The organism is Embleya sp. NBC_00896 (genome assembly GCF_045207785.1).
In the GTDB taxonomy this organism is placed as follows: domain Bacteria; phylum Actinomycetota; class Actinomycetes; order Streptomycetales; family Streptomycetaceae; genus Embleya.
The window spans coordinates 2250688-2263719 of the sequence record NZ_CP108777.1; the positions used below are offsets into that span (position 1 = coordinate 2250688).

Here is a 13032-nt window from a genome sequence, read left to right on the forward strand (position 1 = left end):
CCCGCGCCGCCGACTCGCTCGGTTGCCTCGTGCGCTCCGCCTGCTCGGTCCGGTCCGCCTGGTCCGTCTGCTCGGCCTGCTCGCTCCGCTCCGCTTGTCCCGCCTGTTCCGCCTGCGCGGTCTGGTCTGTGTCTTCCGGGTGTCCCGTCTGCTTCGTGTCCTTCGTGTCCTTCGTCTGCTCCGTCGCGGAACCCACGTCAGCCTCCCTTTCCGGCCCGGTTGTTCCAGGCGAGCAACCACAGCAGGTACGGCGCCCCGACGGCGCCGGTGACGATACCGACGGGGAGTTCGGCGGGAAACGCGGTCCGGGCGACCACGTCCGCCAAGACCACCAGGGCCGCGCCGACGAGGCCGCTCACGACCATGGGCAGCCCGGGGGTGCCGGCCAGTCGGCGGGCGATCTGCGGGGCGGCGAGCGCGACGAAGACCACCGGCCCCGCGCACGCGGTCGCCACCGCCGTCAGCGCCGTCGCCAACACGAGCAGGGCGATCCGTGAGCGGGTGACCGGCATACCCAGACTCGCGGCGGTGTCGTCGTCGAACTGGAGCATCCGATACGGCCGCGCGAGCGCGATCGTCGACGGCACCAGCACGATGAGCGCGTAGCCCAGCCAGCGCACATGGGTGTACTCGCGTCCGTCCAGGCTGCCGGTCAGCCACGCGGTGGCCCGAGTCGCGGCGTCGACGTCGACGCGCGCCAGCATCCAGCGGGTGAACGCCGCCAGCATGCCGTTCACCGCGATTCCCACGAGCACGAAGCCGTATCCGGAGATGGTGCCGCGGCGAAACGCCAACAGATAGATGGCCGCGGCCGTCGCCAGCGCGCCGATCAAGGCACCGAAGGGGACCGCGCCGTAGGTCGTGGACCGCGTGGTGCTCACGCCGCCCAGCAGGATGGCCAGCACCGCACCGGCCCCGGCGCCGGCCGTGATCCCGATCAGGTCCGGCCCGGCGAGCGGATTGCGGGTCACGGCCTGGAAGACCGCCCCGGCCATCCCGAGGGCGAGCCCGACCAGCGCCCCCACCAGTGCGCGAGGGAGCCGGAGTTCGTGTACGACCAACTCGGCGTCGGCCGGCCCCGCCCCGAACAGGCCGGTGACCACGTCGCTCCACGAGAGCGGGTAGTCGCCCAACGCCAGCGACGCGATCAGGCCGCCGAAGACCACCGCCACCAGGCCGACGGCGGCCACGAGCGTGCGCGGGCGGACGGCGATCCCGAGGGGCCCGCGCTCCCACCGCACGACGCGCGGTGCGTGATCGGCAGTCTTCATCCGGCGTGCTCCCCGATCCTTCCGCGCCTGACCAGATAGATGAGGAAGGGCGCCCCGAGGAAGGCGGTGACCACGCCGACCTCCACCTCCGTGGGCCGCGCGATCACCCGCCCGACCACGTCGGCGACCAACAACAGCACCGCGCCGGCCAGCCCCGAACACGGCACCAACCAGCGGGCGTCGGGCCCGGTGAAGGCCCGCAGCACGTGCGGGACCACGAGGCCGACGAACACGATCGGCCCCGCGGCGGCGACCGCGGTGCCGGTCAGCAGGACGACCACGAGCGCACCCAGGGCCCGGGTACTGCCCGCCCGCGTGCCCAGCGTGGTGGCGAGTTCGTCGCCCAGGGCCAACGCGTTGAGCCGACCGGTCAAGCCGAGGGCGAGGCAGACTCCGACCACGACGAACGGCAGAAGGAACAGCATGGTTTCGCTGTCTCGGCCGGCGAGCGAACCGACCGCCCAGGACCGGTACCGGTTCAGCGAGTCGGGGTCGGTCAGCACGAGGGCGCTGGTACCCGCCTCCAGCAGCGCGCTGACCGCGGCCCCCGCGAGCGCGAGCTTGGCGGGCGTCGCGCCGCCCACGCCGGCTCCGCCCACCAGGTAGGCGATCGCGCCGGCGATCGCCGCGCCCACGAAGGCGAACCACAGGTAGCTGTGCGTTCCGGTCAGTCCGAGCAGCCCCACGCTCGCCGCGACCGCGAAGGCCGCACCCGCGCTGACCCCGATCAGGCCGGGGTCGGCCAACGGGTTGCGGGTCACGTCCTGGGCGACCGAACCGGCCACACCGAGCGCGACGCCGACCAACAGCCCGAGGAGTGTGCGCGGGACCCGCAGATCGCGAATCAGTCCGGCGTCACCATCGCGTTCGCCGCCGAGCATGGCGAACACCTCGCTCGGCGCGACGTTGCGCGCGCCGATCGCCAGGGACGCGAACAGCGCGCCGAGCAACAGCACGGTCAGGATCACGAGCAGCCCGATCCGTGACGAACGGCCGGGCGCGGCCCGGGCGTCGGACGCGGCGACGACGGACGGAGCAGCGGGGGAATCGACCCGGAGAGACACCCCAGTAAGGTAAGGCATACCTGAATGCCTTGCCCAGTGCGCCTGGTTGTGGGCTCGTTCCGTCGAGCGCCGCATACACAACGCGCTCGACGGGCCGGCCCGGGCGCGCCCGACCCGAACCCGCGGCCGGCGCGCCGGGGTTCGGCCACCCACGGCCGGCCCACACCGAGCGATCCGGCCCGTACGCCGGGCAACCCGGCACCCGGGCGACCGAGCCCGACACGACGAACCGAGCAATCGAGTCCGCAACGACGAAGGGGCAACCCATGGCGCGAGACGACAAGGCCACCCGCAGCCGCACCGGGCGATCGCCGATCCGTACCTGTCTGGCCACGGTGGTGCGATCGGTCGAGGTGACCCCGAGGATGCTGCGACTGACCCTCGGCGGCGACGAGTTGCGCACGTTCGACGGAGGCAGGCAGGCCGACGAACGGGTCAAACTGTTCTTTCCGGCGCAGGGTGAGCGGATACCGGTGCTGCCCGAATTCGGCCCGGAGGGCCTGGTCTATCCCGACGACGCCACGCCGCCGCACGCGCGGAACTACACCGTGCGGCGCTTCGACCCGGCCGGGCCCGAACTCGACATCGACTTCGTGATCCACGGCGACGGCCGAGCCGTGGAGTGGGCACGTGACGCCCGACCCGGTGACGTACTCGGCATAGCCGGGCCGGCGGCCGGTTCGCTTCCGCCCGCCGACGCCGACCTGTTGTTGATCGCCGGGGACGAGACGGCGCTGCCGGCCGTGGCCTCGATCCTCGAACGCCTGGCCCCCGGTACGTGCGCGCACGTCTTCATCGAGGTCGCCGACCGGTTCGAGGAGCAGCCCCTCGCCGCGGCGCCGGACACCGACGTGCGGATCCAGTGGCTGCACCGTGACACGGCGGTCGACGCCGACGACGACCAACTGGCCGACGCAGTCTGCGAGTTCCCGTGGCCGGATGGGACCGTGCACGCCTGGGTCGCCGGCGAGGCACTCACCGTGCGCACCATCCGCCGATACCTGTGCAACGAACGCGGCCTGAACAAGCACACCTTGCACGCGGCCGGCTACTGGCGACGGGGCAAGACGGTGGAGGAGTGGCTGAACGACCCCCAGGACACAGACGCCTGACGATCGCCGCGCGCCCGGCCGACGCGCGCCGGCCGATGCGTCGGTCACCGCCTCCGGGCTAGGTCAGCAGGCCGGACCGGTGGAGGTGGTCGAAGATCAACCGGCCCCCGGCTCGCCCGGGCCGGCCGCGCCTTCATCTCTGTGGATACCGGTCGATCGGCAGACCGAAGAGGGGGAACAGGTCGGCCCGGTGGAACGCCAGCACCGCGGAGACGCCGGCCTTGGTCAGTGTCGGCACCTGCAGCGCGTGCGCGTGGAAGGCGCCGTCTCGTCCGCGGATGTACACCGCGAACGCGGGCTGCCCGTTCGCCGACGTCTCCACCATGATCCGCTGTCCCTCCCCTGGCCGCAGCTTCGCCGTGAGCAGACGCATTACGTCCTCGCGACCGTCGAACCAGGTAGGAATCGGCGGCATTTCCCAGCGGGTGTCCTGAGTCAGCAGCCCTTTCAGGGCGACCAGATCGGTCTTCTCGAAGGCATTGGCGTACTGGTCAAGCAGCGCGCGGCGTTCGGGTTCGTCCGGTTCGCTGAACTGCTCTTCGGCCGGCGCGAGCCTGACGAGCTCCGCACGCGCCCGCTGGAGCGAACTGTTCACCGCCGCCGTCGTCGTTTCGAGTAGATTCGCGGCCTCCGACGCCTGCCACGCAAGAACGTCCCGGAGAATCAGTACCGCGCGCTGGCGGGGTGGCAGGTGCTGTAGTGCGGCCACCATCGCCAGCCTGAGGCTCTGGCGAGTGCCCACGACCTGAGCCGGGTCGGCGCTCAGCAGGAGGTCCGGGAACGGCTCCAGCCAGGGCGCCTCCAGCGCCGGCGCCTCCAGGTCGTCAGGATCGGTGCCAGGAGCACCCAGCGCCGACGGCACCATCCGGCGGCTGCTGTGCCGCAACGCGTTCAGGCAGATCCGAGTGGCGATCCGGTAGAGCCAGGTCTTGACCGACGAACGCTGCTCGAACCCCGCGAACCCCCGCCACGCACGCAGGTACGTCTCCTGTACGGCGTCCTCCGCGTCGTGCAGCGAGCCGAGCATCCGATAGCAGTGCGCGACCAGGTCGCCCCGGTACTGCGCGAATTCGTCCTCAAGGTTCATGCCGACTCCCCGACCGGCTCCCGCCGGGCAACCGGAGCCCCGGGGGTGGGACTGCGCCGTACGGCGATCCCGAGTCCGGCAAATGCTCCGAGCAACGACAGTACGCCACAGCCGGCCAAGACCCGGGTGAATCCCGTAGTGGGGGATTCGTAGCCTCCGGCCGCGGCGAACACCGCGGCCAGGACGGCGACTCCGACGACTCCACCGAGCTGCCGCATCATGGTGTAGATGCCGGAGGCGATTCCGACGGCCTCGCGTGGCAGTGCTCCGACACTGGCGCTCTGCGTCGCGGGCATCGCCATGGACACGCCGCAGCCGGCCACGATCAGGGGCAGCACCAGCTCGGAGTACTCGACCGAGCCGTAGGCGACCCGGCTGATCCAGAACATGCCGGCCGCCTGCAGACCCAGTCCCGTTACGACGAGCGGGCGTTCGCCGATCTTGTCCACCAGGCGGCCGGATATCGGCGCCACCAGGAAGAGTGTGGCGGTCCAGGGCAGAAGCTGCAGCCCGGCCTTCATCGGGCCGGAGCCGAAAACGGCCTGCATGTACTGGGCGAGGAAGAACACCGCGCCGAAGAGGGCGGCGGTGAGGAAGAAGCCGGCCGCGTTACCGGCCGAGAACGCCCTCGAACGGAAGTAGGACAGTGGCACCATCGGCTGCGGGGCGCGACGTTCCCAGGCCAGGAACGCCGACAACAGCAGGGCTCCGAGAACGAACGAGCCGATCACCTCGAGGCCGGCCCAGCCCGTCGCCTCGCCGCGGACCACACCCCAGACGATGCCGAGGACGGCCAGGGAGATCAGGGCGGCGCCGCGGAGGTCCACCCGGCGAGCCGCTCCCCGGCTCTCGGGGATCTTGCGGAGCACGAGCGGGATGGCAATGGCTCCGACCGGCACGTTGATCCAGAAGATCCACTGCCAGGCCAGGCCCTCCGTCACGGCGCCGCCGAGCATCGGGCCGCTCAGCACGGCCAGGCCGGTCAGACCGCTGAAGATGCCGATTGCCCAGCCGCGGCGTTCGGGTGGGAAGGCGGCGCCGAGCAGGCCCATCGCGAGCGGCATCACGACGGCGGCGCCGACGCCCTGGAAGGTGCGGGCGGCGATCAGCCACGGCACCGAGGTCGCCAGCGCGCAGGCGACGGAGGCGACGGAGAAGAGGGCGAGGCCGGCCGCGAACGTCCGGCGCCGGCCCCATCGGTCACCGATCGCAGCCGCGGTCATCAACAGCATCGCGAAGCTGAGGCTGTACGCGTTCACCGTCCATTCCAACTGTTCGATCGAGGCGCCGAGGTCCTGCCTGATGGTGGTCAGCGCCGCCGCGACCACCAGGGCGTCGAGCGCCACCACCACCGAGCCGACCGCGGTCAGGCCCAGCACCCAGCGCTGCTCGACGGTCGTTCGTTCCTTGCTGCCCACGAGGGTCCTCCAGAAGTTCGCTGTCACTGGTGCTGACAACGCAGGAGGGCCGAAGTAATCGCGGCGGCGAGAGTAATCGCGGCGGCGAGTTGGCGACCGGGCGGCGACCATCGCCGAGGACAGGTGCGCTCCCATCAATGGGCCTTCCGGTGGGACTGACCCCGCTCTTGAGGGCTTCCTGCCAACGCGCGGGCCCGGCCGTAGGACAGCCGGGCGACCCGGGCTCAGGCGGCCCGGCTCGCTCGCTCGGCCCGGGCGGGCGAGGGCCGGTGTCGTCGCCGACGGACTCCGTGGAATTTCTGTGCGGCGGCGCCGGCGGGGACGATGAGGATCATCAGGGCGCCGCAGCCGACGAGCATGACGGGGGCGCCGGTCCGGTCGAGGAAGAGGCCGCCGAGAGCCGCACCGAGAGGGGAGGCCGTGAGGAGTATGGCGCTGCGTGCCGCCAGGACCGTGGTGAGCGAGTCGGCGGGTGCGCGGTTTTGGAGGAGGGTGAAGGAGAGCGCGGAGAAGGGACCGTAGACGAGTCCGGCGAAGGCGAAGCCGATCAGGGAAGGCAGCGCGCTGTGGGTGATCGCGAAGGGGAGCATGCCGATGCCGTGGCCCGCGATGATGGCGAGCATGGTCGGCCACAGGGGGAGCCGCCCGGCCGCGCCCAACGCGAGAGCGCCGATGACGGCTCCGCTTCCGAAGGCGGCCCAGTAGGCACCGAGCAGCCCCGGGCCGGCCTGGAGGTCGCCGGAGACGAACAGGGGCAGGGCGACCTCGACGGGGCCGAAGGCGAAGTTGAACACCCAGGTCACCACGAGCAGGCCGAGGAGTTCCGGCTGCCGGCGCAGGATGCCGAGCCCGTGCCGGGTGCCGCCGGTCCCCGGTGGCGCGGCCGCAGACGGCGGCAGTTCGGTGCGGCCGGCCTGCAGGGCGAGTACGGCGAACGTGGCGGCGTCCAGGCCGATGATCCATGCCGGGGACATCACTCCCGCGAACACGCCCGCGAGGGCGGGACCCGCGATGGTCGCGCCCCACAGACTGGTGCTGAGCACGCTGTGGGCCGCCAGACGCTGGTCGTCGGCAAGCAGAGGGGCGAACAGGGCGTGCTTGCCGGCCCTGCCCCAGGCATGGAGCAGCGACGAGGCACCCAACAACCCGACGTAGACGGCGGGGGTGAGCACCCCGGTCGCGTGCGCGAGTGGAACAGCCCCCAACAGAGCGGCCCGCAACGCGGAATCGGTGACCAGCAGCCGCTGCGCCGGAAGTCGTCGCATCCACCGGCCGAGGACCAGCGCGCCCAGGGCGCCGGGCAGCACGTACGCGGCGACCGCGATCCCGGCCAACGCGCCTTGGCCGCCCTCCGGCCCCAGCGCGAACGCCAGCCACGCGACGGCGACGACGGTCATGCCGTCGCCCAGGTCGGACAACGCGAAGACCGGCATCAGCCGCCGAAACGTCGGGTCGGCGAACAGCGCGCGGTAGGGGCCGGGCACCGAGCGTCCCGGGCATGCTGAGAACATGCACGCCACAGTCGCCCTTCACGCGCGCTTGAAGTCAAGGTCGGACCGAGGAGGGGGCGGGCATGCGCTATCTGCCCATCGGTGAGCTCGCGGACAAGGCCCGCGTGCGGGCCTCGGCACTGCGCTACTGGGAGGAGCGCGGCCTGCTGCCCGGTGCGCGCCGCGAAGGTGGACGCCGGGTATGGCCGGCGACCGCCCTCCGCCGGGTCGCACTGATCAGGATGGCGCAGCGGGCCGGGTTCACCCTCGCCGAGATCACACAGCTGCTCGCCGCCGACACCACGCCGTCCGCCACCCGCCAGTGGCGGGACATGGCCGCGCGCAAACTGCCCGAACTCGACCGGCACATCGCGCAAACCCAGGCCCTGCGCCAGGCGGTGGCGGACTGCCTGGAGTGCGGCTGCATGAACTTCGATCAGTGCGAACTGCTGGGCACCACGAACTTGGAGTGATGCCGCTCCGTGTCGTCCCGTGGGCGCGCCGTGACGGGCGGATCATGCCGCACACGCTGCGCGGGGAAGACCCGGACGCCCGCTTCGACGGCTTCCTCGACAGCGTCCCGGCGGCTGTAGGCGACGAGTGCGTGCTCCCACGCGATCTCGGCTGGCGGCAGTAGCCTGAATACATGACGAAAGTTACATTTCGTTTCCCGTGTCTGCCGCCGATGACGGCTGTGCTCATGCTCGTGCTGGCGGCCCTGTTCTTCGCGTCGGCGCCCGTCCACGCGGCGGCCGGCGGTGGCATCGGGACGATCGCCGCCTCGCTGCGCGACGATCCGGTGTACACCGTCCCGGAGGCCGCGGACGTGCTGCCGTCGGCCACCGCCGATGAGCTGCGGGCGAAGATCCGCTCGTCCGACAAGCCGGTCTTCGTGGTCGCGGTACCGGCAGACTCGCCGCTCGCGACGGCCGGTTCCTCCGGGGCCGTACTGTCCGGCCTGCGCGAGCAGGTGGGCCGACCGGGCGTGTACGCGGTCGCCGTGGGCCGTACGTTCGACGCCGCGGCCGACGCGTCGGTCATGTCGCGAGCGCAGCTCGCCACGCTCAAGAGCGACGTATTGGCCGCGCACCAGGGCGATGGACCGGGTCTGCTGACCGCCTTCGTCGACGGGGCCGTGGCCGACGCGGACCAGGGCTCGGAATCGACTCGCGACACCGGCGGCTCGTCGTGGGCCGGCCTCGTGACGGTTATGGTCCTGATCGTCGCCGCCGTCGGCGCGGTCCTCTTCGTCCGCAGGCGGACCCGAACCCGCGCGGCGGCGCGGGCGCGGCAGGAGCTGGAGCAGGTGCGGCCCGTGGTCGACGAGGACATCACCGCATACGGCGAGACGCTCGATCGGGCGGCCTTCGATCCGGGCGCGGCCGACTCCGACGACGCCATGCGCGAGGAATGGACGAAGGCCCTCGACGCCTACGAGCGGGCGAAGTCGGCCATGGCGGCGGCCCGAGGACCCGCGGACGTCCGCGCGGTCAGCGAGGCCCTGGAAGAGGGACGATTCGCGCTCGCGACCCTGGAGGCCCAACGCGCGGGCGAACCGCTCCCGGAGCGTCGACCGCCGTGCTTCTTCGACCCACGGCACGGCCCGTCCGTACGGGACATGCGCTGGGCACCGGCGGACGGTGCCGAGCGGGACGTACCCGTCTGCGCGGCCGACGCGGCCCGCCTGGACGACGGCCTCGACCCGGCGATCCGCGAGGTGGAGGGCCCCCTCGGCCGCCGCCCGTACTGGGAGGCCGGTCCCGCCTACGGGCCGTGGGCGACCGGCTGGTACGGCGGCATGCTGCTGCCGGGCCTGCTCATCGGGACCACACTCGGCACATCCATGAACATGGGCTACGCGGCGGACGCGGGCGCGGCCGGGTCGGGTGACGGCGGATTCGGCGGTGAGGGCGGCGGCTTCGGTGGTTGGGGCGGAGACGGCGGCGGTGGTTGGGGCGGCGGTGACGGCGGCGGCGGTGGGTTCTGACGGGGATCCGAGCAGGACGAGCTGACCTCCAGAGCCGAGCCGAGCCGAGCCGAGACGCCGGCCGTAGCCGAGACGCCGGCCGTAACCGAGGCACAGCCGACGGTGACGCGCGTGCCGACCGTCGTGCCGCTCAGCCGGATGTCGTCTCGGAGCGCGCGAACGGGCCCAAGCGGTCGGCCAGGAAGGCGAGGATCTCGTCCCTGGCCTTCCGCGTGGGATGTCCGTCCTCGTCGACGAGGTGCGCCGTGACAACGCTGTGGGGGGACCCGACCACGTCGCGAAAGAACGGGGGCGGGTCGGTGTTCGCGGAACCGCCCGGAAGGACGCGGCCGTCGAAGGCGTCGCCGAGGAGCGCTTGGTAGGCGGCGAAGCGCCGGCCGGTGCACCAGCGATCGTCGTCGAAGCGGTAGGCGAGAACCTTCAGCCCATCGCGCGCGATGCGGTCTCGGACCGCGCGCGCGTCCTCGTCGCTGATCTCGAGCCCGGCGGGGTCGTCCAGCGGCAATGACGGGTGGTTGACCACCGGCGCGATGACGGCCGGCTCGAGCGCCATGGTGAGGGCGAAGTTGCCGGTGAAGCACAGTCCGATCGCGCCGACTCCCGGACCGCCGCATTCGGCGTGGGCCCGGCGCGCGAGCCCACGTAGCCACGCCGTGGCGGGGCTGGTGCCGCCCCCGGCGAACGCACGGAACTCGGTACTGACGCACGCGCGACGGACAACCTGCTCACCACCCTCGACCGTGGGATAGGCGCCGTCGATCCCGAAGAGCGAGGGGACGTAGACGGTGAAGCCCGCGTCCCGCAACCACCGCGCCAGTCGAAGGACGTCGGGGCTGATCCCGGGCATCTCCGGCATCAACACGACGGCCGGTCCGGAACCCGCGGTGTACACCGTCTTCACCACCCCGTCCACGTCCACGAGTCGGCGGGAAAAGTCCGTGATCGCGTCGTCGAGACGTCCGTCGGCAGCACTCATGGTGACAGCGTGGACTGATGTGCCCGCACAGGGCGATGGGCCGGATCGCCATGCTTGGGGGTAATCTCGCCAACGGCAGGGTGGGGAGGAGGCGAGGTGGCGAGCGTGAGCGCACTGCGGATCGGTGTCCTGGCCTATCCGGGCTGCTTCGCGTCCGAGGTGTTCGGCGTACCCGATCTCTTGACGATGGCCACGCACGTGGCCGGTCCGGACCGCGCGGGATACGAGGTGTCGGTCGTTTCGCCTCGTCGTCGCGTCGCCGCATCGGGTGGTGCGGCGTTGGCCGTCTCTCCGCCGCGCGAGGTCGACGTGCTTGTGGTGCCGGGGTTCGAGCTCGTGCGGGGCCTCGACGTGGACGCGAAGCTCGCGTCGCTCGCCCCCGAGATCGCCGTGATCCGCTCACACGCGGCCGCGGGCAACGTCGTCGTCTCGATCTGTGTCGGTGCGTTCCTGCTCGCCGAGGCCGGACTGCTCGACCGACGCCGGGCCACGACGGCCTGGCTCTTCGCGGACGAATTGGCTCGACGCTGTCCGGACGCCGACGTCCGACCCGAATGTCTGGTCGTCACCGACAAGGGTGTGACGACCACGGCGGCCTTCAGTGCCATGTACGACTTCGCGCTGGAACTGATCCGCGAGCACAGCGGGGCCGGCGTGGCGCGGACAACCGCGCGGGTGGCGCTCCTCGACGATGCGCGATCATCCCAGACTCCGTACGTCGACGCCCGACTTCTGCCGCGGCCCGGAAACGAGTTCTCCCGCAGGGTCATGCGACGGCTCGACCAGAACCTCGTCGCCCGATACGACCTCGCCGCGTTGGCGGACACGTTCAACGTCAGCACTCGGACGCTGCTGCGGCGCTTCGCGGACGAGACCGGCCGGAGTCCGCTCGAGTACCTGCAGTCGTCGCGCGTCCGTCGCGCCCGCCACCTCCTCGAGACCACGGACCGAACCGTCGCCGGCATCGCCGGCGCGGTCGGGTACCGGGACGCCGGAACCTTCGCCGCTCTCTTCGCCAAGCACACCGGACGACGCCCGAGGGACTACCGCGCAACCTTCCGGCGTGCTGCCGACTGACGATGGCGGCCTCACCCCCGGCTCGGCGGTGGTGGTGGACGTCGTGGTGGCCGCCCGCACGCGGTATCGGGCCGCTTCGTTGTAACGGGCCGCTGCGGTGAGGGGCGGAGGCGCTTGTCCTCAGCCCGACAGCCTCAAGGGCTGGGCCTGCCTCGCGGAGCTCGGAGCCCCGGGGCGGGCGTGGACTCGGGGTGACCGCCGGCGTGTTCTCGCCCCCGGTGGACGCGAACCGGCTCCGCTCGGAGGGGTGCGCCCGGCTCTGTGATCCCGGTCCCGGGTACGTCCGACCGCTTTCGCGAGACGGTTCGGCGCGGGACCCACCGCGTCCCGGTCGGCGATATCACGCGCGTCGACTATTGATGCGACAGCATCGACGGGTGATTATCGGCCGCCCCGAATCGAGAATAGGCCCGGTCCGCGCGTCCGGGACGCGCGGATATTCGCCCCCCGACCCGTTGGACGAGTCTTCGCGAAAAACCATAGGTTGAATGCCGTGCGGATCCGGAATTCGAAAGGGGCGCCGGTGCGCCGACGTCCCTCTTTGCCCGAAATCTCGGACAACGCATTGTTTCGTACGGGTGAAAGAGACGAACGGGGAGTTTCATGAACGCGATATCGAAAACGAAGAAGAAGCGTCGCACGGTGATCCGGGGCGTCGCGGCCGTCGGCTTCGCGCTCGGCATCGTGGCGGGCGGCCAGTCCGCCGCCTCGGCCGACGCGACGGGCCCCACCATCATCGGTGGGACGCCCGCCTCGGAGAGCTACGAGTTCACCACGGCCATCGACATGACGCGGGACAACGGCGAGGTGCGCTTTCGCTGCGGCGGCTCGCTCATCGACGCGCAGTGGGTGCTGACCGCGGCGCACTGCGTACACGACTTCGCGACCGGCAAGACGCTGGATCCGGCGCTGTTCCACACGCGGACGGGCTCCGCGGACCGCACCACGGGCGGGTCCACCGCCGAGGTGACCGAGGTCCACGTCAATCCGGCCTACCTGGCCAACGGACGGGCCGGCGATCTCGCTCTGCTCAGGCTCGACCGGAAGGTGCCGCAGAAGCCGATCAGGCTCGCCGACAACGTCGGTCGGCCGGGCACCGCGTTGCGCATCGTGGGCTGGGGTTACACCAGCACCGACGCCACCGAACTGCCCAAGTCGCTCAACCAGTTGGACACCACGGTGCGCCCGGCTCGCGAGTGCGTCGGCGGCGAGTTCGGCATCGACACGGGCGACTTCTGCGCGGACAACCCGGGTGGTGTGGCCGGCCCGTGCGGCGGTGACTCCGGCACGCCGGCGATCCGCAAGGTCTACGGACGCTGGCAGTTGGTGGGCGCGGACAGCCGCAGCCTCGGCGACTGCGGGGTGACCAAGGAGGTCCTGCCGAGTGTGCCCTATCACAGCGGCTGGATTCGCGCCGTCGTGAACGGCTGATCCGACGAAACCGGGCGCCGGCGAGGGCGGAAGCCGTTCGCCGGCGCCCGGTGTGCGGAGCGCGAATTCCGGATGCTGCGGAGTTTCGGTTCGAGGGTTTCACTCATGCAGGCTCGCGG

At 71.6% G+C, this 13032-nt stretch carries 12 protein-coding genes; 6 read left to right on the forward strand and 6 right to left on the reverse strand.

Annotated elements, in window-relative coordinates; translation table 11 throughout:
- Window positions 1-197 precede the first annotated feature (197 nt).
- Together OG928_RS43380 and OG928_RS43385 are read right to left on the reverse strand one after the other, a co-directional pair.
- Window positions 198-1271: an iron chelate uptake ABC transporter family permease subunit gene (locus tag OG928_RS43380; RefSeq protein ID WP_331767537.1), complete on the reverse strand. Its 1074-nt coding sequence runs from the start codon at window positions 1269-1271 to the stop codon at window positions 198-200.
- The gene (locus tag OG928_RS43385; protein WP_406292124.1) at window positions 1268-2239 is read right to left on the reverse strand and encodes a FecCD family ABC transporter permease; all 972 of its coding nucleotides are present in this window, start codon (window positions 2237-2239) and stop codon (window positions 1268-1270) included. Before OG928_RS43385 ends, OG928_RS43380 begins: the two co-directional genes overlap by 4 nt.
- 362 nt (window positions 2240-2601) lie before the next feature.
- Between OG928_RS43385 and OG928_RS43390 the strand changes: the two genes are divergently transcribed.
- Complete coding sequence (locus OG928_RS43390) at window positions 2602-3447, forward strand: siderophore-interacting protein (protein WP_331767539.1); 846 nt, start codon at window positions 2602-2604, stop codon at window positions 3445-3447.
- A 133-nt stretch (window positions 3448-3580) separates the two neighbouring features.
- On the opposite strand, the gene OG928_RS43395 is transcribed toward OG928_RS43390, so the two are convergent.
- The 3 genes from OG928_RS43395 to OG928_RS43405 form a co-directional block, all read right to left on the reverse strand.
- The gene (locus OG928_RS43395; RefSeq protein WP_331767540.1) at window positions 3581-4534 is read right to left on the reverse strand and encodes a sigma-70 family RNA polymerase sigma factor; all 954 of its coding nucleotides are present in this window, start codon (window positions 4532-4534) and stop codon (window positions 3581-3583) included.
- Window positions 4531-5952: a DHA2 family efflux MFS transporter permease subunit gene (locus OG928_RS43400; RefSeq protein ID WP_331767541.1), complete on the reverse strand. Its 1422-nt coding sequence runs from the start codon at window positions 5950-5952 to the stop codon at window positions 4531-4533. Before OG928_RS43400 ends, OG928_RS43395 begins: the two co-directional genes overlap by 4 nt.
- Window positions 5953-6176: 224 nt before the next feature.
- A complete protein-coding gene (locus tag OG928_RS43405; RefSeq protein ID WP_331767542.1) occupies window positions 6177-7463 on the reverse strand; it encodes an MFS transporter in 1287 nt (428 codons plus the stop codon).
- 62 nt (window positions 7464-7525) lie between these two features.
- On the opposite strand from OG928_RS43405, the gene OG928_RS43410 reads away from it, so the two are divergent.
- Genes OG928_RS43410 through OG928_RS43420 form a run of 3 tightly spaced genes read left to right on the forward strand, consistent with a single transcriptional unit; the run spans window position 7526 to window position 9429 of the window.
- On the forward strand, window positions 7526-7915 hold the full coding sequence (locus tag OG928_RS43410; RefSeq protein WP_331767543.1) for a MerR family transcriptional regulator: 390 nt from the start codon (window positions 7526-7528) through the stop codon (window positions 7913-7915).
- Window positions 7915-8079 (forward strand): hypothetical protein, encoded by a 165-nt coding sequence (locus OG928_RS43415; protein ID WP_331767544.1) that lies wholly within the window; start codon window positions 7915-7917, stop codon window positions 8077-8079. The genes OG928_RS43410 and OG928_RS43415 overlap by 1 nt, the downstream gene beginning before the upstream one ends.
- A gap of 9 nt (window positions 8080-8088) precedes the next feature.
- Entirely contained in the window at window positions 8089-9429 is a 1341-nt protein-coding gene (locus OG928_RS43420; RefSeq protein ID WP_331767545.1) for a hypothetical protein, read from the forward strand.
- Window positions 9430-9559: 130 nt separating this feature from the next.
- Here OG928_RS43420 and OG928_RS43425 read toward each other — a convergent pair whose 3' ends face one another.
- Complete coding sequence (locus OG928_RS43425; protein WP_331767546.1) at window positions 9560-10405, reverse strand: dienelactone hydrolase family protein; 846 nt, start codon at window positions 10403-10405, stop codon at window positions 9560-9562.
- A 105-nt stretch (window positions 10406-10510) separates the two neighbouring features.
- Here OG928_RS43425 and OG928_RS43430 point away from each other — a divergent pair, with 105 nt between their 5' ends.
- Together OG928_RS43430 and OG928_RS43435 are read left to right on the forward strand one after the other, a co-directional pair.
- A complete protein-coding gene (locus OG928_RS43430; RefSeq protein WP_331767547.1) occupies window positions 10511-11482 on the forward strand; it encodes a helix-turn-helix domain-containing protein in 972 nt (323 codons plus the stop codon).
- A 603-nt stretch (window positions 11483-12085) separates the two neighbouring features.
- Window positions 12086-12913: a serine protease gene (locus tag OG928_RS43435; RefSeq protein WP_331767548.1), complete on the forward strand. Its 828-nt coding sequence runs from the start codon at window positions 12086-12088 to the stop codon at window positions 12911-12913.
- The last annotated feature ends 119 nt before the right edge of the window (window positions 12914-13032 follow it).